The following is an 18,988-nucleotide window of genomic DNA, read 5'->3' on the forward strand; positions in this document are numbered from 1 at the left end:
AACCCTACTATTTGGTTTCAAAATTGGTGGCGCCGTCCCATTGGATGTCAAAAGCATCCCCTTGACGTTCTTTGATACGCGCTATGTACAGTTCGCGAAGTTGCTCGGGAACTCCCGCGTCTCCCAAATCCACCAATAATTTGTGGCATTGTGCCCAATCCTGTGATCTATAGGAAGCGACGATTGATTGCCACGTCAGAAGCGTCTTGTCACCACTATTGAGCGCTGGTGCCCCTATCGGCGAGTAGATAGCCACTGCTTGTGCTTTGCCTTTGACCCGTACCCTGTCCAGATCCAGCCACGCGAATTGCGGCGCTTGCGCGAACGTTGTTTCGCTCACCACGGTCCGCACGCCGTAGTATTTCGACAACCCCTCAAGCCGTGATCCCAGGTTGACGGCATCTCCAATGACTGTGTAACTGCGCCGGATATCGGACCCCATGTCGCCAACGCACATGTTGCCCGTGTTGAGCCCGATGCCGATTCCAATCTCGGGCAGACCCCGCTCCCGGTGCAGAACATTCACCTCTTCGATAGCTTTGGCCATATCAAGAGCCGCCTGCACAGCCAGCCGCGCATGGTCAGGAGTCGGCACCGGGGCGCCCCAAAACGCCATTACGCAGTCCCCCATGTACTTGTCGATGGTTCCCCGATGGCTGCGGATGATGTGGGTCAGCCTGCTGAACACGTCGTTGAGCAACGCCTGCAGTTGCAACGGCTCCATCTGTTCTGACATGGCCGTGAAGCCTCGCATGTCGCAGAACATGACCGTGAGCTCCTGGTTGCTGGCCTGCATGCTGTAGTTGTCGGGCTGCTTGACCATCTCGTCCACCAGTTCTGGCGGGACGTAAGTGCCGAACAGCGCGGCCAGTTCCCGTTTGGAGCGGCTTTCCACAAAGTAGCCGTAGACCATGTTCAGCGTGAACGCCAAAACAACCATCACGACCGCGCTGGCCAGGGGCAGTGCCAGCCCGTGGCTGAGGTAGAGCCACAGGTTGAGGGCCGTCAAGCCGCTCACCAGTCCCACGCTCATCAAGACCGCCCATGCCGCTGACAGCGCAGGCAACGCGAATGCCAGCAACAGGCCCGCGCACAGCAATTGCAAGGCGTCAAACCCGGCGGCGTAGTCCGGTCGCACAATGTTCTTGCCGTCCAGAAACGCGGACAGGACATTGGCATGCGTTTCGACGCCCGGGTAGGCGCGGCCCACGGGCGTGACCCTCAAATCCAGCAAGCCGGGTGCTGTGGAGCCGACCAGGATCAGCCGGTCCTTGAGTTCGTTCGCAGCGAGCCTGCCTTCCAGAACGTCTGATGCGGAAAGATAGCGGAAGGATCCACCGCCAACATCGCCGGGGCCGCGAAAGGGAATGAGGGTGGCCAGCCGGTCATCCACCGGAAGCGCCAGCGCACGCCCGTCCTGCACCAGTGCAACGCTGTGCAGCGTGTCATAGGTGCCGTCCGGCGCAGGGTTTGCAAAGCCGGGGTGGATTTCGGGCAGGCCCAACGCGGTGCGAAACATCGCAAGGGCAAGCGACTCATAGTACTTGCCCTGGTACTCTGCGAGCAAAGGCAGTGCCCGCACCACCCCGTCCTCATCGGTCACGGAGTTGAAGAAGCCGGCGATGGGCACTGCACCAGCGAGAACGCCGATGTTGCTGCCGTACCCTCCCCATGAATAGGCCTTGAGGGGCAGGCCACGCAAGCGCTCTGCCGGAAGTGCGGGAGGCGGCAGGACGCCCTTGGTCCGGCCCTCCTTGTCACTGGTGAGGTAGTAGCCCAGCACGGCCGGGCGCCCCTTCAATGATTCAGCGAAGAGCGTGTCGAAGTCCAGGGATGGCGCCAGGCGCTCCAGCTGCGCCTTGAATGCGGGTTGGTCGCTCAGCGCACCCTGGGCCAGTTGCTGCAGGTTGCGGAGTCCGGAGCTTCCATCGGTCTCCGCGAAAAGAACATCGAAGCCCACCACCGCCACCTGTTGCCGCTCGAACAGCTCTTGGGCCAGGGTGGCCATCTTGTCCCGGCCCCAGGGCCAGTGGCCTACCCGCTCCAGGCTTTTTTCGTCGATGTCGACGATGACGATGCGCTCGTCCAGCGTGCGCGGCATCGTGGCGCGCAATCGGATGTCATAAAAGATGTTGTCCAGCCGCTCCAGCATCTGCAGGGGGAGAATGCCTGACAGGTGCAGCAGCGCAAAGACAAGAGGGATCAGCGTCACCGCCGTGCGCCGCCAGCGTCGGCGAGCCAGCTGTGCGATGTGCTTCCACATGACTTCCGTCCGGCGTGGGTGGTGCGGGGATCGGAAGTCCGGGCCGATGGCTCAGGCAGTGCTGCTCGGCCCGTTCATTCAGCCTGCGCGTCAGGTCTGCTCGAACTGCATTTCCGTCCCGGCCAGCTCCAGCCGGTCACCGTTCTTCAGGGGCACGGGCGCACTGCCGATGGATGTGCCGTTGAGCAGCGGCATGTCCGGCCCTTCCACATGGGCCAGCACGAACCCCTGGTGGCGTTTGGTGATGGAGGCAACCGCCACGCCGGGCTTGCCGATGGTGGTGACGACCTTTTGCAGGGAGACTTCACGCCCGGCCGCAGCGCCGGACATCACGCGGATGACTGCCGAAATCGGCGCCACGGGTGCCGCGCCCAGGGGCGCTGGCCGGGAGGCTGTGCCCAAGGGCGGCACCATCCCCGGCTTGAAGATCATCGTCTTCTCGAAGTTCTGGCCCTCGGCCTCGTGCAGGAAGCGGATCTTGTACTTGCCCACCTCGATGGTGTCGCCGTTGCGCAGCTCCTGGCGCTTCACGGCCTTGGCGTTCACATAGGTGCCGTTGGTGCTGCCCAGGTCCTCGATCTCGACATCCTGCTCCAGCATGTGAATGACCGCGTGCTCGCCACTGACCGCAAGGTTGTCGATCACGATGTCGTTGTACGGGCGACGGCCGAGCGTGGTGCGCTCTTTGGTCAGCTGGACTTCCTTGATGACGACGCCGTCGATTGAAACGATCATTTTGGGCATGATCCACTCCTGATGTGATGAGTAATTGTTGTATTGGGAGCCAGTCACGAGGCTCCGAGCAATCGGGACACAAGGCTGCGTTTTTTGCCCCCTGCCGCAGCCTGCACCAGCAGTACGCTCACGTTATCACGCCCGCCGTTCGCGTTGGCGGTGTCGACGAGCAGTGTGGCTTTTTCTTCCAGCGGTATCGGTGCACGCACCAGCTCGGCCAGGTCCGCGTCGGCCACCATGTCGGTCAGGCCATCCGAGCACATGAGGAACAGGTCGTTGGGCGCCACCTGGAACTCGTTGACTTCCATCATCACGTTCGGCTCCACGCCCAGTGCGCGGGTGACGAGGTTGCGGTTGGTGGACAAGGCGGCCTGCTGGGCCGTGAGCAAGCCGGCATCGACCTGCTCCTGCAGCCAGGAATGGTCCCGTGTAATCTGCTGCAATGCACCATCGCGCAAGCGGTAGCAGCGGGAATCGCCGATGTGGCCCAGGATCAGCCGGCTGCCGTGAAACACACCCACCACCAGCGTGGTGCCCATGCCCGCATACTGGGGGTTCGACAGCGACGCCCCCAGGATGGCGTGGTTGGCGTTTTCCACGCAAATCTCCAGCGCCCGGCGGACATCGGTGGTCTGCGGCGTGGTGCCCGCCTGGCCGAGCCATCGGGCCATTTCCGTGCGGATGAAAGTGGTCGCCATGCCGCTGGCGACTTCGCCGGCGTTATAGCCCCCCATGCCATCGGCCAGGATGGCGACCTGTGCATCGCGGTCGACGGCTACCGCGTCTTCATTGTTCGTACGCACGCGACCCTTGTCAGTCCGCGCGAAAAATTCGTAGGTCATGGATGTTGGGGCGAGCGTCATCGGGCGCTTGAAATCGGCGGGGACGCCGCGGCCCGCCCCGCGGGTGTCTCCGTCACGGTTTCCTGAAAATCCACCATCTCATGCCCTGTTGCATCGCGGTCCGCATCATAGACGACTGCCCCGGCCTCCGGTGCACCCGTCTGTCCGGCCTGGGCGCCCGCCTGCCGCAGAGCGTCTGCAAACTGCCGGCCCGTTTGGTACCGCGCCTCCGGGCGCTTTTGAAGGGCTGTGGCCACCACCTGGGCCACGGCCGGCGAGAGCTCTGGCCGCAGCTGGCGAATGTCCGGCGCATCCACGTTCGCGATCTTGTGCATGAGCTCCGTCATCGACTCGCCACGCAGCGGCAGCGAACCCGTCAACAGCTGAAACAGCGTGACGCCCAGCGAATAAAGATCAGATCTGCCGTCCACCTTCTTGCCCGCCAGCTGCTCGGGCGACATGAAGCTGGGCGTGCCCAGCACGAGGCCCGTGCGCGTCTTGCTGGAGTCCGTGATGCGGGCGATGCCGAAATCCGTGACCTTCACGGTATCCGTCGCGCGGTCGAACATGATGTTGGCTGGCTTGATGTCGCGGTGCACCACCTGGTGGGCATGGGCATAGTCCAGGGCCTGGGCGACCCGCGATGCGATGGACAGCACGGTGGCCACCGGCAACAGCTGGTCGGCGCGGCACGCTGGCGCCAGGTCCGCGCCTTGAAGGAACTCCATGGCGATGTAGGCCAGGTCGTGCTCCTCGCCGGCATCGAAGATCGTCACGATGTGCGGGTGCTGCAGGCGCCCCGCGGTCTCGGCCTCCCGAAAGAAGCGGGTTCGCGCGTCCACCAGCGCATCGCCTTCGAACTCATCGCTCAAGGCCAGCGTCTTGATCGCCACCACGCGGCCGATCTTCGGGTCGCGGCCCTGGTACACGATGCCCATGGCGCCTTTGCCGAGTTCCTTGTCGATGTGATAGCGGCCCAGCATCGGAATCGCAACGCCCGCATCCCCCGGCAAATGCGGCAGCTGCGACAACGGCGACGGGAGTGACGACGGTGTGCTGGGCGGCGCATCGGCGGCCTGCAGCTGGGCGCGGATCCGCTTGTAGCGGCTGCGGGCATCCTTGTAGTCGCGGTTGTGCTGGAGGATGTGCTTGTAGACCGCCTTGGCCTTGGCCAGGTTGCGCTTGCGCTCGAAGTCCTGGGCCAGGTGGTAGAGGTTGTCCAGCACCGCGTCGCTGGCGGGCACCTTGCGCAGGCGTTCGAACGCCATGTCCAGCTGCCCCTGGCCCTGCAGCGCCAAGGCCATCATGCGATCGGTTTCCGCGGCGTCCGCCGACGGGGTCTGGCTGGCCGTGCTGCGCAGCGACAGGGCCGTGACGGCAAGCCACCCGGCGATCAGGGCGACCACGCCTGCGACCAGCGGTATCCACAGGCCCGCGTGGCGCAGCAGGGCCCACTCCAGGCCCGCCAGCACGACGACCACGGTCGCGGTGGCCACCCAGCCCGCGGCACGGGAGAGTTTGGGAAGCACCAGCGCTGCGAACACCAGTGCCAGTAGCGCGGCACCCCAGGACGCTGCGGGAGTCCACGAAGGACGCAGCACGCCCTGGCCCAGCCGGATGGATGACACGGTGTGCGCCAGCACCTCCACCGGGTATGCGGCCTGCCCGCCTGGCAGGGCCTGCGGTGCGGCCAGGGAGTCGCTCAGGGCGCCCACCAGCACCAGCTTGCCGCGGAAGGTCTGCGGCGGCACCTTGCCCTGCAGCACGCTGGCAGATGGCGTCACGGCAAACGCCGGCGCGGCGTTCTCTGCCGGCGCATGGAACCGCGGGCGCAGCACCGCGGAGGCGTCGGTGGCGACATGCAGGCCGCCCAGGCGCAGGCCCCGGGACGCCTCTTCCACGCGCAACTCGCCGGGGCCGAGGTGCAGGCTGTGGCGCACTGCGAGCAACGCGAGTGACGGCAGGCCGATGTTGTCGTGGCGCACGAGCAAAGGTATCTGCCGCACGACCCCATCCGCGTCGGTGTCGGCGACCCAGTGGCCCACGCCCGCTGCGGCGGCGCCCAGGCCGGCGGTGGGGTACTGGATGGAGGGGGGCGCGATGGCGAACGCGCCAGGGTCTGGCAGCGCGCCGCGGTGTGCGTAGGAGGGCAGTGGCAGCGACGCGCCGCTCGGCGCATACCGGGAGGCCAGCAGGACGTTGCCCGCACGCTGGAGGCTGGCCGCCAGCCGCGCGTCGGTGTCCAGGTCGTTTTCCGCTGCGGCGGCCAGCTGGGCCAGTTCGGTCGATGTGGCCGATGTGTCCCCGGAGCGCGCCAGCGTTTCGCGGATCTTGCGGATCTGGGCGAGGCCGCGATCGGATTGCGGCTCGAACAACGGGCCCGTCAGGACGATGGTCTTGGCGCCCGCCGCCGCCAGTTGGTCGACCAGCCTGGCGTCCAGGTCGCGTCCCCAGGGGCGGTTGCCCAGCGCCTGGAGGCTCGCGTCGTCGATGCCGACGATGGCGATGTCGGGCAGCGGAGCAGGTGCCGTGATGCTGGCAGCAGCGTCATAGACGAAGTTTTCCGCCCGCTGAACGGCGCCGCTGGCCACCAGCAACGCCGTCACCCCAGCAGCCATCACAGCGGCCAGGACACCGTCGGTACGCCATTGGCCACGCTGCCGTCCCGAGGTTGTTCGTCCCACTTGCTATCGTTCCGCTCTGAGTTTGAAGTGGGTTCGAAGCAATATCTGCGCCCAGCGCCAACCCCTGCCCAGAGCGGCCCGGCAGCCGCAGGATGCCCAGTGGCCCGGCATGGGCCCTGTCGTTCTTGTCGCGCTGCAGGCCCCTGGCAGCATGGCTGCTGCCATTTTTGTCACATGCGGAGGGCCTGCGGCGTTCAGGCGGCGGCGCTGGCTCGGCGCGAGCGGTAAGCCCAGAACTTGCCGGCGCCCACCACGAGGGCCGCGCCCAGGGCCGCTGCCACGTAGTGGAGTGACGGGTGCGCTGCCACGTAGCCGTGCAGGGCCGCATCGTTGGCGATGGTTTCGCCGCCCACCCAGCCGATCAATGCAGCACCCAGCAACACGATGACGGGAAAGCGCTCCATCAGCTTGATCATCAGCGTGCTGCCGAAGATCACCAGCGGAATGCTGATGGCCAGGCCCAGCACCAGCAGCACCACGTTGCCGTGGGCGGCTGCCGCCACGGCGATCACGTTATCGAGACTCATCACCAGGTCGGCAATCAGGATCGTGCGCACGGCGGCCATGAGGCTGCCGTAGGTCTTGGACTCGCCTTCGTCTTCCTCGTCGTCGCTCAGCAGCTGAAAGCCGATCCACAGCAGCAGGCAGCCGCCGATGATCTGCAGGAACGACAGCTCCAGCAGCTTGGCGGCCACGACGGTGAGCAAGATCCGCAGTACCACGGCGGCGCCGGAGCCCCAGAAGACGGCTTTTCTCTGCTGATGGGGGGGAAGCGAGCGGGCCGCCAGGGCGATGACCACGGCGTTGTCGCCCGAAAGAATGATGTTGATCCAGACGATCTTCATCAGGCCGATCCAGAAATCGGCACTTTGCACAAACTCCATACTGAACTCCACTGTTATGAATGCAAGAAGCGCCGGGAACCAGGGTTCCGAGCGCTTCTCTTTTTATTGGAGCGGCCAGTTTATCTGGCCTGGCGGTCGCGGGCGTCCGTAATTGTGCTTACGAATGCCCGTGCCGCAGTGTGGCAGGCAGCTTACTTGAGCTGGGCCTTGAGCAGCTTGCCCAATTCCGAAGGGTTGCGGGTGATGATGAAGCCCGACTCTTCCATGATGGCCAGCTTGGCATCCGCCGTGTCGGCGCCACCGGAGATCAGCGCGCCGGCGTGGCCCATGCGCTTGCCGGGAGGGGCGGTCACGCCAGCGATGAAGCCCACGATAGGCTTCTTCATGTTGGCCTTGCACCACTGGGCGGCTTCGGCTTCGTCAGGTCCGCCGATTTCGCCGATCATGATGACGGCGTCGGTGTCCGGATCGTCGTTGAAGGCCTTCATCACGTCGATGTGCTTGAGGCCGTTGATGGGGTCGCCACCAATGCCCACGGCGCTCGACTGGCCCAGGCCCACTTCGGTCAGCATGGCCACGGCTTCGTACGTCAGCGTGCCGGAACGGCTCACGACGCCGATGCGGCCCTTGCGGTGGATGTGGCCGGGCATGATGCCGATCTTGATTTCGTCAGGCGTGATCAGGCCGGGGCAGTTGGGGCCCAGCAGCAGCGTCTTCTTGCCGCCGGCGGCTTCCTTGGCCTTCATCTTGTTGCGCACTTCCAGCATGTCGCGCACGGGGATGCCTTCGGTGATGCAGATGGCCATGTCCAGGTCGGCCTCGACGGCCTCCCAGATGGCAGCGGCGGCGCCTGCGGGCGGCACGTAGATCACCGACACGGTCGCGCCGGTCTGCGATGCGGCTTCCTTGACGGAGGCGTAGATCGGGATGTTGAAGATCGACTCACCGGCCTTCTTCGGGTTCACGCCGGCCACGAAGGCGTTCTTGCCGTTCGCGTATTCCTGGCACTTCTCGGTGTGGAACTGGCCCGTCTTGCCCGTGATGCCCTGGGTGATGACCTTGGTGTCTTTGTTGATGTAGATCGACATGTGTGTTCTCCGGGCTTACTTGACGGCAGCAACGATCTTGGTCGCAGCTTCGGCCATGGTGTCTGCGGCGATGATGGGCAGGCCGGACTCGGCCAGCATCTTCTTGCCCAGTTCTTCGTTCGTACCCTTCATGCGCACGACCAGCGGCACGTTCAGGTTCACGGCCTTGCAGGCGGTGATCACGCCGGTGGCGATGGTGTCGCACTTCATGATGCCGCCGAAGATGTTGACCAGAATGCCTTCGACCTTGGGGTTCTTGAGCATGATCTTGAAGGCTTCGGTGACCTTCTCGGGGGTGGCTCCGCCGCCCACGTCCAGGAAGTTGGCCGGCTCGCCGCCGAACAGCTTGATGGTGTCCATGGTGGCCATGGCCAGGCCGGCGCCGTTCACCAGGCAGCCGATGTTGCCGTCGAGGCTGATGTAGGCCAGGTCGAACTTGGAGGCTTCCACTTCGGCTGGATCTTCTTCGTCCAGGTCACGGAAGGCCACGATTTCGGGGTGGCGGAACAGCGCGTTGGCGTCGAAGTTGAACTTCGCGTCCAGGGCCATCAGGTTGCCCTTGGAGTCGCAATTCAGCGGGTTGATTTCCACCAGCGACGCATCGGTTTCCATGTAGCACTTGTAGATCTTGGCGAAGATGTCTACGGCCTGGTCGATGGAGGCACCGGTCAGGCCGATGGCGGCTGCGACCTTCTTGCTTTGCTCGGTGGTGATGCCGGCAATCGGATCGATCATCTCGGTGATGATCTTCTCGGGGGTGGAGTGGGCCACTTCCTCGATGTCCATGCCGCCTTCGCTCGACGCGATCAGGGCGACCTTCTGCGTGGCGCGGTCGGTGACCAGGGACACGTACAGTTCGTTCTTGATGTCGGCGCCGTCTTCGATGTACAGGCGGCGGACCTTCTGGCCTTCGGGGCCGGTCTGATGGGTCTTGAGCTGCATGCCCAGGATCTCGCCAGCGATGCGCTTGACGTCGTCAATGGTCTTGGCAACCTTCACGCCGCCGCCCTTGCCACGGCCACCGGCGTGGATCTGGGCCTTGACCACCCACACGGGGCCGCCGAGCTTCTGGGCTGCTTCGACGGCTTCTTGCACCGTGAATGCGGGAATGCCACGCGGAACGGGCACACCAAAATTGCGCAAGATTTCCTTGCCTTGGTATTCGTGAATCTTCATGAGGTCTCTCTCAGGGAAGGGTGATAGTTACCCGTTTACCATGAACAGTTGTCTGGCCGCGGGCTTGGGACATGGCAACCGGCGACTGTATCATGTTGCGACGCACCATTCTTGTGCAGACCTGACGGCCCCCATGGCTTCGCCACGGGCAACCACCCTTGTTTTCTTCGGCGGCCCAGCGGCTGCTTTCTTGCAGGAGTCACTCCATGTCCAGAGTCTTTATCGATGGCGAAGCCGGCACCACGGGCTTGCAGATCCGTGAGCGGCTGCAGGCCATGCCGCAGGTCGAGCTGGTCAGCATTGCGCCCGAGCTGCGCAAGGACCCGGCTGCCAAGCGCGACCTGATCGCCGGCGTGGATCTGGTGGTGCTGTGCCTGCACGACGACGCCGCCCGCGAGACGGTGGCTATGGTCGACGGCATCACGCAGAGCACCGGCCGCGCGATCAAGATCATCGACGCGAGCACCGCGCACCGCACGGCGCCGGGCTGGGTGTTCGGTTTTCCGGAACTGGCGGCAGGGCAGCCCGAGGCCGTGGCCGCGGCCGACCGCGTGTCCAACCCCGGCTGCTACGCCACCGGCGCCATTGCGCTGCTGCGCCCGCTGGTCGACGCCGGCCTGGTGCCCCAGGACTTCCCCCTGGCCCTGCCGTCGGTCAGCGGATATTCGGGCGGCGGCCGCACCATGATCGAGGCGTACGAGGCGGGCACCGCGCCGCTGTTCGAGACCTATGCGCTCACGCTGCAGCACAAGCACCTGCCCGAAATCATGCGCTACACCGGCCTCACGCGCCGGCCGATCTTCGTGCCGTCGGTGGGCAACTTCCGCCAGGGCATGCTGGTGCAGCTGCCCCTGCACCTCGACCTGCTGCCGGGTGCGCCCAAGGCCGCCGACCTGCACGACGCACTGGCCGCCCACTACGCCAAAAGCAACACGCCCGAGCAGTGGGTCAGCGTGCTGCCGCCCACCGCGGACGGCAAGCTCGATGCCACCGCGCTCAACGACACCAACAAGCTGGAACTGCGGGTGTTCGCCAATGAAGAGCACCGCCACGCCGTGCTGATCGCCCGCCTGGACAACCTGGGCAAGGGCGCCAGCGGTGCCGCGGTGCAAAACCTCAAGCTGATGCTGGGGCTCTGAGGAGGGGGCTGCGCTGGAGCCGCCCGGTGCTGGCGGCATCAACTCAAGCCTGCGGCGCCTCGCCGCGCACCACACGCCAGGTGATCTCGCTGGAGAATCCGCGCGTCACCAAAAAGCGCACCTGCTTTGCGCGCTGCTGGGGGTCTTCGGCCACCGCGCCGAATTTGCGCTGCCACACGGCGTGCGCGCGGGCCCATTCGGTGTCTTTCAGCCGGGTGAGCGCTTGTTGCGCCGTGTCGGGGTCGATCCCCTTGGCCTGCAGTTCCTGACGGATGCGGTTGGCGCCCAGGCGGCTTGCGCGCTGGTGCAGCACCGACTCCACCACCCGGGTTTCGCTGATGAAATCGCGGGCCTCCAGGTCGTCCAGCAGCGCGGCCAGGTCCTCGCCCTCCTGCACATGGGGCGCGAGCTTGCGCTGCAGTTCAGCGCGGGAGTGCTCGCGCTGGCTCAGCAGCCGCAGCGCCCGGCCCTTGAGCGACAAAGTCGTGAAGCCCATGGCGGATGGTCGTTGTTATCAAATTCATAGCAGCTACCGCTTGTCAATCAAGCGGTAGCGGGCTATTTTTATCAATAACGGACGCTCACTCCTCGGTGGCGGCCGCGGCCTTGGTCACGGCGGCTGCCTGCAGTGCCACGCCCAGGCCTTCACGCACCTTGTTCTCGATCTCGCGGGCGAGGTCGGGGTTTTCGCGCAGGAACTCGCGGGCGTTGTCGCGGCCCTGGCCGATCTTCTCGCCGTTGTAGGCATACCAGGCGCCCGACTTCTCCACGATCTTGGCCGTCACGCCCATGTCGATGATCTCGCCCTCGCGGCTGATGCCTTCGCCGAACAGGATGTCGAACTCGGCCGTCTTGAAGGGCGGGCTCACCTTGTTCTTGACCACCTTGACCTTGGTTTCGTTGCCGATGGCTTCGTCGCCCTTCTTGATGGTGCCGGTGCGGCGGATGTCCAGGCGCACCGAGGCGTAGAACTTGAGCGCATTGCCGCCGGTGGTGGTTTCGGGGCTGCCGAACATCACGCCGATCTTCATGCGGATCTGGTTGATGAAGATGACCATGCAATTGGTCTTCTTGATCGTGGCCGTGAGCTTGCGCAGCGCCTGGCTCATCAGGCGGGCCTGCAGGCCGGGCAGCGAGTCGCCCATTTCGCCTTCGATTTCGGCCTTGGGCGTGAGGGCCGCGACCGAGTCGATGACGATCAGGTCCACGGCGCCGGAGCGCACCAGGCTGTCCACGATTTCCAGGGCCTGCTCGCCGGTGTCGGGCTGGCTGATGAGCAGGTCGGGCACATGCACACCCAGCTTCTGGGCGTACTGGATGTCCAGCGCGTGCTCGGCGTCGACGAAGGCGCAGGTGCCGCCCTGCTTTTGCATCTCGGAGATGACCTGCAGCGTGAGCGTGGTCTTGCCCGACGATTCCGGGCCGTAGATCTCGACCACCCGGCCGCGGGGCAGGCCGCCCACGCCCAGGGCCACGTCCAGGCCCAGCGAGCCTGTGGACACCACCTGGATGTCTTCGATCACCTCGCCTTCGCCCAGGCGCATGATCGTGCCTTTGCCGAACTGCTTCTCGATCTGGGCGAGCGCGGCGGCCAGCGCCTTGGCCTTTTCGGTGTTTGCGGGGTTGGTGCCTTTGACTGCGACGTCCATGAGAAACTCCTAGGAAAAACAACAGGTTGGATGTGTGTGCGTCCTCTGCGGTTAACCACAGGCTGGATGCTTGAACAGTAGTTTATGCGACCTGTTTCGCCAAAACCAAGCAGTATTTGGTCAGTTTGCCTGACAATCCGGCATGGCCGAAAACTCCCCGTCCATCCCCACTGCCCACCCCCCGCCAGGGGCTGCCTGGCCCCGCGTCGACGACGGCTGGCGCCAGACCCACCTGGGCCGGCTGCTGGGCCATGCGATGCGCCGCTTCGATGCCCGGGTGCTGCAACTCATGGCGCACAACGTGGAGGTGCCGCTGGCGCTGTCCAATCTGGCGGCGCGCGACCAGGTGACGGCCGCGCATGTGCACATCACCCGCCACCTGGCGCTCCAGGGCGACCGGCTGACCGACCTGGCCCAGCGTGCCGGCATGACCAAGCAGGCCATGGCCAACCTGGTGGACCAGTGCGAAGCCTGGGGCCTGGTCACGCGCGAGGCCGACCTGCTGGACGCCCGCGCCCGGCGCGTGCGCTTCACGGCCACCGGCCTGGCCTGGGTGCAGGCCTTTCGCGACGCCGTCACGCAGGCCGAGGCCGAGTTCCGTGCCGAGGTGGGCCCTGACGTGGCCACGGTGGTGGCCATCGGGCTGGAAGCGTATGCGGGCGGCGATGCGCAGTGGCTGGCCGCCGGCCGCCGCGAGTGAGCCGCGCCGCTGACCACGCGTCCCCCGCAGAGCCCACCTGACCCCGCGCAACGCGGCCAGGTCCGCCCCGCGCATGGCTGCCGGGGCCCATGCACCGCTGCGCTGCTCAAGGCACCGGCAATGCACCCGTGCCTGCGCCCTGCGCCGCAGGCACCGCGGGCGTTGCGCCCGGAGGCTCGGCGCACACCAGCAGCCACTGCAGAAAGCACTGCAGCGCATGCAGCTGCGTGCGGCCCTCGGGGTAGCAGAACCAGTAGCCCATGTCGCTCAGGTAGCCGCCGCGCAGGGGCTGGTCCGCCAAGGGCTCGCGCACCAGCCCCGCGGTGATCTCGTCCTGCACCAGGCAGCGCGGCACCAGCGCCAGCCCCATGCCGGCCATCACCGCGCGGATCATGGTCTGGAACTGGTCGAACTGCGGCCCGGCCAGCGGGTCGATGAGGCCCGCCACCTGGTGCGTTTCGCTCCAGCGCAGCCAGGCATCGGGCACCGTCACGTGGCGCAGCAGCGTGTGCTGGGCCACGTCGCGGGGGCTTTTCAGCGGCCAGTCGGCCACGCGGGTGCGCGGGGCGATCAGTGCGACGTCGTTGCCGGTCAGGTAGTGGGCATGGGCGCCGGGCCAGTGGCCTTCGCCGAACAGGATGGAGCAGTCGAGCTCGGGCCGCTCGAAGTCGTAGCTGTGCACATAGGGCACGAAGTGCAGCGTGACTTGCGGGTGCTGCTGCTGAAACTGCGGCAGGCGCGGGATGAGCCACTTGGCACCGAACGTGGGCAGGCTGGACAGGTGCAGCGCACCGCCGCCGTCGTCGCTGGTGATCAGCTCCAGCGTGGCGGCCTCCAGCTGCGCCAGCACCGCGCGCACGGCTTTTTCGTAGCGTTCGCCCGCCGGCGTCAGCGACAGGCGCTTGCGGTTGCGCTCGAACAGCGCCACGCCCACCCAGCCCTCCAGCTCCTTGATCTGCTTGCTCACTGCGCTCTGCGTGAGGTGCAGGGCCTCGGCGGCGCGCGAGACCCCGCCGAACCGCGTGACGGTGGAAAACGCCCGCAGCAGGTGCAGGGGCGGTGAAAGGCGGCGCAGGGAGGACATCGTAAGTTCTCACATCATTCCATTCAGGAATGTTATCAGGCATATCCATTGCTTGGTAGGGCTCACCAGTTCATTTAACCTTCAGATTCTTCATAGGAGAACCCCACATGCAACGCCGTCACCTGCTGTCCGCTTTGGCTGCCGTATCTTTCGTTCCTGGAATGTCTATGGCGCAAGAGGGCAAGCCCCTGCGCATCGTCGTGCCCTTCCCGCCCGGGGGCGCCACCGACATCACGGCCCGCAGCCTGCAGGAGTCGCTGGCCCGCATTCTCAAGCAGCCTGTGGTGCTGGACAACCGCGGCGGCGCGGGTGGCTCCATCGGCATGTCCGAAGTGGCGCGCGCCCCGGCCGATGGCCTCACCATCGGCGTGGCGACCCTGTCCACGCACGGCGTGAACCCGGCGGTCTTCAGCAAGCTGCCCTACAACCCCACCAAGGACTTTGTGGGCGTGACCGAGATCGTGAAGGCCCCGGGCGTGATCGTGATCAACCCCACGGTGCTGCCCGTCAAGGACTTCGCCGACCTGGTCAAGTACCTCAAGGCCAACCCCGGCAAGATCTCGTATGCCACCCCCGGCAACGGCACCATCGGCCACATGTGGGGCGAGCTGTTCAAGAGCAGCACCGGCACTGCCATGGTGCACATCCCCTACCGTGGTGCAGGCCCGGCCATCAACGATGTGCTGGCCGGCCAGGTGGCGGTGTACTTCGACCAGGTGGCCTCGTCGCTGCCGCACATCAAGTCCGGCAAGCTCAAGGCCCTGGCCGTGTCGTGGCCCGAGCGCCTGGACGTGCTGCCCGACGTGCCCACCTATGCCGAGCTGGGCTTCAAGCAGGCCAACGAGCCCTCGTGGTTCGGCCTGGTGGCCCCTGCCGGCACACCGCCCGCTGCGGTCGAACGCATCCAGCAGGCCGTTGCCCAGGCCTTGAAGGAGCCTGCGGTGCGCGAGCGCCTGGCCGGCCAGGGGCTGTACCCCTCGGGCACCACGTCCAAGGACTTCACCGCGCAGATCGGCCGCGAGATCGACAAGATGAAGCGCGTGGCCGCATACGCCAAGATCGCCCTGGACTGACCCGCCCTGAACTGATACCCCCGGGAGGCCTTGTTCCGCAGGTGCAAGGCCCCCACCTGGGCAGGGTGCCGTCCCTGCCCGGCCGTTAGCCGGATGCCATGGCGCCTGAGGGATAACCATGGCCCTATTCCGGTCTGGGAGGCTAGGCCAGCCGCCCCCATTTGCGCACACTCTGCCTATGCATGCAGCCTTGAAACTCATTCACCACCGATTCCAGCAGGCCCAGCCCGGCCTGACCGGTTCGCCCGGGCACCCATCGCCCGCTCCTGCCACAGCTGCCGCTGCCGCCATGGTGACCGCCGTGCCCGGCAGCACGCCGCTGGTGCTCGACTCGCCGCACAGCGGCACCCAGTACCCGGCCGACTTCGGCTCGGCGTGCGACCTGCCCACACTGCGCCGCGCCGAGGACACGCACGTCGAGAAGATCTACGCCTTTGCCCCCGCCCTGGGCGTGGCCTGGGTCGAAGCGCACTTTCCGCGCATCTACCTCGATGCCAACCGCGACACCACCGAGCTCGATACCTCGCTGCTCGACGGCGCATGGACCGACCCCATCTCCACCGACCCGCAGGTGCTCAGCAAGGTGCGCCTGGGCAAGGGCCTGGTGTGGAAGTTCACCGACGAGGGCGAGCCCATCTACAACCGCCTGCTCACCGTCGATGAAGTGCGTGCGCGCATCGACCGCTGCTGGCGCCCCTACCACGCTGCCGTTGCACAGGCCATCCAGGCCGCCCATGCGCGCCACGGCTACAGCATCCACCTCAACTGCCATTCGATGCCCGCCGTGGCCGGCCGCTTCGCGACCGAGTTCCCGGGCCTGGAGCATGCCGACTTCGTGGTCGGCGACCGCGACGGCACCACCGCCAGCCCCGCGCTGTCCGCACTGATCTGCGACCACCTGCGCGCGTGCGGCTACAGCGTGGAATACAACCACCCCTACAAGGGCGTGGAGCTGGTGCGCCGCTACGGCAACCCCGCGCAGAACCGCCACAGCATCCAGGTGGAGATCAACCGCAAGCTCTACATGGACGAGCGCACGCTCGCCCAGCACCCCGAAGGCATGGCACGGCTGCAGGCCGACCTGCAGACCCTGGTGCACAAGCTGCTGGCGCACGACCCGCGCTGACGGCGGCACCCGCCCCGCAGAACAAGCAGGCCAACAAGCAGGCCCAGCAGGCCACTGAGGCCGCGCAGACACCGCACGGCCTGCGCCTGCGCAGCGGGTCGGCGATGGCCGGGTCGGCAGGGGGGGCTCCGGTTTGCGGCAGTCGCCTGCCGCTGCGCCCGCCCCGCCTAGAATCGGCAGCAGGCGCGGCGCCAGACCGCAGCCATCCACCAGGAGACACCCGCATGCGCATCCTCATTGCCGAAGACGACCAGGTGCTCGCCGACGGGCTGCTGCGCACGCTGCGGGGATCGGGCGCCGTGGTGGACCACGTGGCCAGCGGCACCGAGGCCGACGCCGCCCTGCTCACCAACAACGAATTCGACCTGCTGATCCTGGACCTCGGCCTGCCCAAGCTGCACGGCCTGGAGGTGCTCAAGAAGCTGCGCAGCCGGGGCTCGGCGCTGCCGGTGCTCATCCTCACCGCGGCCGACAGCGTGGAAGAGCGCGTGAAGGGCCTGGACTTCGGCGCCGACGACTACATGGCCAAGCCGTTTTCGCTGCAGGAGCTCGAAGCCCGCGTGCGGGCCCTCACGCGCCGCGGCATGGGCGGCACCAGCAGCGCCATCAAGCACGGCCCCCTGGTGTACGACCAGGCCGGCCGCGTGGCCACCATCGACGGCAAGATGATCGAGCTCTCCGCCCGCGAGCTGGGCCTGCTGGAAGTGCTGCTGCAGCGCGCCGGCCGGCTGGTGAGCAAGGAGCAACTGGTGGAGCGCCTGTGCGAATGGGGCGAAGAGGTCAGCAACAACGCGATCGAGGTCTACATCCACCGCCTGCGCAAGAAGATCGAAGGCGGGCCCATCCGCATTGCCACGGTGCGCGGCCTGGGCTACTGCCTGGAGAAAATTCCAGGCTAGCTCCTGAATTGATAGCTGCTGGCGCTTGATGGACAAGCGGTGGCGGCCCAAAAGGCTTGAAACCTTGAAAATCTTCCAGCGAGAGCAGCGCTCCCTCTTCGGCGAGATCCTCGACTGGATGCTCACGCCGCTGCTGCTGCTGTGGCCCGTCAGCCTGGCGCTCACCTGGCTCGTGGCCCAGGGCCTGGCCAACAAGCCGTTCGACCGGGCGCTCGAATACAACGCCCATGCGCTGGCGCAGCTGGTGTCGGTGTCCGGCGGCAAGGTGCAGTTCAACCTGCCCCAGCCCGCCAGCGAGATTTTGCGGGCCGATGACTCCGACATCGTCTACTACCAGGTCATCGCGCCGGGCGGAGAGTTCCTGTCGGGCGAGCGCGAGCTGCCCGAGCCGGCGGGCGACGAAGTCCCCCAGTCCGGCGAGGTGCGCCTGCGCGATGCCGAGATGCGCGGCATCGAGATCCGCGTGGCCTACATCTGGGTGCGCCTGCCGCTCGAAGGCACGCCTCTGGCCCTGGTGCAGGTGGCCGAGACGCGCGAAAAGCGCAGCGTGCTCGCCACCGAAATCATCAAGGGCGTGATGCTGCCGCAGTTCGTCATCCTGCCGCTGGCGGTGCTGCTGGTGTGGCTGGCGCTCGCGCGCGGCATCCAGCCGCTGAACCAGCTGGAGCAGCGCATCCGCGCGCGCAACCCTGACGATTTGTCTCCGCTGGACGACCGCACCGTACCGCTCGAAGTCGCGCCGCTGGTCTCGTCGGTGAACGACCTGCTGCAGCGCCTGAACGACTCGCTGGCCACGCAAAAGCGCTTTCTGGCCGACGCGGCGCACCAGCTCAAGACCCCGCTGGCGGGCCTGCGCATGCAGGCCGACCTGGCCCAGCGCGAGGGCACCAGCACCGAAGAGCTCAAGCGCTCGCTGCAGCAGATCGGGCGCTCCAGCATCCGCGCCACGCACACCGTCAACCAGCTGCTGGCCCTGGCGCGTGCCGAGGGCAGCGGCGTGGGGATTGCGCGCCAGCCCTGCGACCTGGCGCGGCTCGTGATCGAGGTGGTGCGCGACTCGGTGCCCCGCGCGCTCGACAAGCGCATCGACCTGGGCTACGACGGCGCCGAGCCCGGCTCGCCCGGTGTGCTGCTGGACGGCAACCCCACGCTGCTGAAAGAGCTGGTGCGCAACCTGCTCGACAACGCCATCAACTACACGCCGTCCACACCCGCCAAGCCCGGCGTGGTCACCGCCCGCGTGCTGGCCGACACCTTCGGCCACGTGCTGCTGCTGCAGGTGGAAGACTCCGGCCCCGGCGTGCCCGAGGCCGAGCGCGAACTGGTGTTCCAGCCGTTCTACCGCGCCCTGGGCAGCGAGGCCGACGGCTCGGGTCTCGGTCTGCCCATCGTGCTCGAGATCGCGCGCAAGCACGGCGCCGAGGTCACGCTGGAAGACGCGCGCCCCGGCCACCACCCGCCCGGCGCGTGCTTCAGCGTGCGGTTTGCGGCGCGGGACGCGGTGGCGGGGGGCTGACTGCGTGCCCGGCGCCCGTTGACTGTCAACTGAACGGGACATCACTGCAGCGCTTTGCATCGCACGGCATCGCGCCCATCCGCCGCACACCCAGCCCCGTAGCCGCACATTCCACCGCGGAATGTGATGAGGCTCAAACATCGTTAGCCAGCGCGGCATCGCCTGCCCA

At 66.5% G+C, this 18,988-nt stretch carries 16 protein-coding genes; 6 read left to right on the forward strand and 10 right to left on the reverse strand.

The genetic code is table 11. The features are described 5' to 3' along the window. Window positions 1-7: 7 nt before the first annotated feature. The 7 genes from ASG27_RS02915 to sucC form a co-directional block, all read right to left on the reverse strand. Window positions 8-2,263 (reverse strand): CHASE2 domain-containing protein, encoded by a 2,256-nt coding sequence (locus tag ASG27_RS02915; protein WP_056411186.1) that lies wholly within the window; start codon window positions 2,261-2,263, stop codon window positions 8-10. 90 nt (window positions 2,264-2,353) lie between these two features. Further along, window positions 2,354-3,007, reverse strand: coding sequence for an FHA domain-containing protein (locus ASG27_RS02920; protein WP_056411189.1), 654 nt, complete (start codon window positions 3,005-3,007; stop codon window positions 2,354-2,356). A gap of 44 nt (window positions 3,008-3,051) precedes the next feature. After that, window positions 3,052-3,840, reverse strand: a complete 789-nt coding sequence (locus tag ASG27_RS02925; protein ID WP_082485727.1) for a Stp1/IreP family PP2C-type Ser/Thr phosphatase — start codon at window positions 3,838-3,840, stop codon at window positions 3,052-3,054. A 17-nt stretch (window positions 3,841-3,857) separates the two neighbouring features. After that, window positions 3,858-6,446: a CHASE2 domain-containing serine/threonine-protein kinase gene (locus ASG27_RS02930; protein ID WP_235504151.1), complete on the reverse strand. Its 2,589-nt coding sequence runs from the start codon at window positions 6,444-6,446 to the stop codon at window positions 3,858-3,860. Between the two features lie 272 nt (window positions 6,447-6,718). Beyond that, a complete protein-coding gene (locus tag ASG27_RS02935; RefSeq protein WP_056411194.1) occupies window positions 6,719-7,408 on the reverse strand; it encodes a TerC family protein in 690 nt (229 codons plus the stop codon). A gap of 152 nt (window positions 7,409-7,560) precedes the next feature. Further along, window positions 7,561-8,457 carry a succinate--CoA ligase subunit alpha gene (sucD, locus tag ASG27_RS02940; protein WP_056411196.1) on the reverse strand — a complete coding sequence of 299 codons (897 nt, stop codon included), beginning with the start codon at window positions 8,455-8,457 and terminating at the stop codon, window positions 7,561-7,563. A gap of 15 nt (window positions 8,458-8,472) precedes the next feature. Beyond that, window positions 8,473-9,633: an ADP-forming succinate--CoA ligase subunit beta gene (gene sucC / locus ASG27_RS02945; RefSeq protein ID WP_056411199.1), complete on the reverse strand. Its 1,161-nt coding sequence runs from the start codon at window positions 9,631-9,633 to the stop codon at window positions 8,473-8,475. A gap of 206 nt (window positions 9,634-9,839) precedes the next feature. Here sucC and argC point away from each other — a divergent pair, with 206 nt between their 5' ends. Continuing rightward, window positions 9,840-10,772: an N-acetyl-gamma-glutamyl-phosphate reductase gene (gene argC / locus ASG27_RS02950; RefSeq protein WP_056171188.1), complete on the forward strand. Its 933-nt coding sequence runs from the start codon at window positions 9,840-9,842 to the stop codon at window positions 10,770-10,772. Between the two features lie 43 nt (window positions 10,773-10,815). On the opposite strand, the gene recX is transcribed toward argC, so the two are convergent. Beyond that, window positions 10,816-11,268, reverse strand: a complete 453-nt coding sequence (recX, locus tag ASG27_RS02955; protein WP_056411201.1) for a recombination regulator RecX — start codon at window positions 11,266-11,268, stop codon at window positions 10,816-10,818. Between the two features lie 85 nt (window positions 11,269-11,353). After that, complete coding sequence (recA, locus tag ASG27_RS02960) at window positions 11,354-12,421, reverse strand: recombinase RecA (RefSeq protein ID WP_056411202.1); 1,068 nt, start codon at window positions 12,419-12,421, stop codon at window positions 11,354-11,356. A 142-nt stretch (window positions 12,422-12,563) separates the two neighbouring features. Here recA and ASG27_RS02965 point away from each other — a divergent pair, with 142 nt between their 5' ends. Continuing rightward, window positions 12,564-13,121: a MarR family winged helix-turn-helix transcriptional regulator gene (locus tag ASG27_RS02965; RefSeq protein ID WP_056411203.1), complete on the forward strand. Its 558-nt coding sequence runs from the start codon at window positions 12,564-12,566 to the stop codon at window positions 13,119-13,121. Between the two features lie 106 nt (window positions 13,122-13,227). Here the strand turns inward: ASG27_RS02965 and ASG27_RS02970 are convergent, their stop codons facing one another. After that, window positions 13,228-14,205, reverse strand: coding sequence for a LysR substrate-binding domain-containing protein (locus ASG27_RS02970; protein ID WP_056411206.1), 978 nt, complete (start codon window positions 14,203-14,205; stop codon window positions 13,228-13,230). Window positions 14,206-14,312: 107 nt separating this feature from the next. On the opposite strand from ASG27_RS02970, the gene ASG27_RS02975 reads away from it, so the two are divergent. From ASG27_RS02975 to ASG27_RS02990, 4 genes are all read left to right on the forward strand, one after another. Beyond that, window positions 14,313-15,278: a Bug family tripartite tricarboxylate transporter substrate binding protein gene (locus ASG27_RS02975; RefSeq protein WP_056411207.1), complete on the forward strand. Its 966-nt coding sequence runs from the start codon at window positions 14,313-14,315 to the stop codon at window positions 15,276-15,278. 178 nt (window positions 15,279-15,456) lie between these two features. Next, on the forward strand, window positions 15,457-16,404 hold the full coding sequence (locus ASG27_RS02980; RefSeq protein ID WP_056411209.1) for an N-formylglutamate amidohydrolase: 948 nt from the start codon (window positions 15,457-15,459) through the stop codon (window positions 16,402-16,404). A 224-nt stretch (window positions 16,405-16,628) separates the two neighbouring features. Continuing rightward, window positions 16,629-17,303: a response regulator gene (locus ASG27_RS02985; protein WP_056171164.1), complete on the forward strand. Its 675-nt coding sequence runs from the start codon at window positions 16,629-16,631 to the stop codon at window positions 17,301-17,303. Window positions 17,304-17,367: 64 nt separating this feature from the next. After that, window positions 17,368-18,819, forward strand: a complete 1,452-nt coding sequence (locus tag ASG27_RS02990) for a sensor histidine kinase (protein ID WP_056171161.1) — start codon at window positions 17,368-17,370, stop codon at window positions 18,817-18,819. Window positions 18,820-18,988: the final 169 nt, after the last annotated feature.

This window comes from Acidovorax sp. Leaf191 (assembly GCF_001424425.1).
Taxonomy (GTDB): Bacteria; Pseudomonadota; Gammaproteobacteria; order Burkholderiales; family Burkholderiaceae_C; genus Acidovorax.

What these genes read in the sequence shown, in the direction of transcription:
- ASG27_RS02980 (WP_056411209.1), top strand. Translation starts at nt 15,457, where the DNA reads ATGCATGCAGCCTTGAAACTCATTCACCACCGATTCCAGCAGGCCCAG.
- ASG27_RS02925 (WP_082485727.1), bottom strand. Translation starts at nt 3,840, where the DNA reads ATGACCTACGAATTTTTCGCGCGGACTGACAAGGGTCGCGTGCGTACG.
- ASG27_RS02915 (WP_056411186.1), bottom strand. Translation starts at nt 2,263, where the DNA reads ATGTGGAAGCACATCGCACAGCTGGCTCGCCGACGCTGGCGGCGCACG.
- recA (WP_056411202.1), bottom strand. Translation starts at nt 12,421, where the DNA reads ATGGACGTCGCAGTCAAAGGCACCAACCCCGCAAACACCGAAAAGGCC.
- sucD (WP_056411196.1), bottom strand. Translation starts at nt 8,457, where the DNA reads ATGTCGATCTACATCAACAAAGACACCAAGGTCATCACCCAGGGCATC.
- recX (WP_056411201.1), bottom strand. Translation starts at nt 11,268, where the DNA reads ATGGGCTTCACGACTTTGTCGCTCAAGGGCCGGGCGCTGCGGCTGCTG.
- ASG27_RS02920 (WP_056411189.1), bottom strand. Translation starts at nt 3,007, where the DNA reads ATGCCCAAAATGATCGTTTCAATCGACGGCGTCGTCATCAAGGAAGTC.
- argC (WP_056171188.1), top strand. Translation starts at nt 9,840, where the DNA reads ATGTCCAGAGTCTTTATCGATGGCGAAGCCGGCACCACGGGCTTGCAG.
- ASG27_RS02975 (WP_056411207.1), top strand. Translation starts at nt 14,313, where the DNA reads ATGCAACGCCGTCACCTGCTGTCCGCTTTGGCTGCCGTATCTTTCGTT.
- ASG27_RS02965 (WP_056411203.1), top strand. Translation starts at nt 12,564, where the DNA reads ATGGCCGAAAACTCCCCGTCCATCCCCACTGCCCACCCCCCGCCAGGG.
- ASG27_RS02935 (WP_056411194.1), bottom strand. Translation starts at nt 7,408, where the DNA reads ATGGAGTTTGTGCAAAGTGCCGATTTCTGGATCGGCCTGATGAAGATC.
- ASG27_RS02970 (WP_056411206.1), bottom strand. Translation starts at nt 14,205, where the DNA reads ATGTCCTCCCTGCGCCGCCTTTCACCGCCCCTGCACCTGCTGCGGGCG.
- ASG27_RS02985 (WP_056171164.1), top strand. Translation starts at nt 16,629, where the DNA reads ATGCGCATCCTCATTGCCGAAGACGACCAGGTGCTCGCCGACGGGCTG.
- sucC (WP_056411199.1), bottom strand. Translation starts at nt 9,633, where the DNA reads ATGAAGATTCACGAATACCAAGGCAAGGAAATCTTGCGCAATTTTGGT.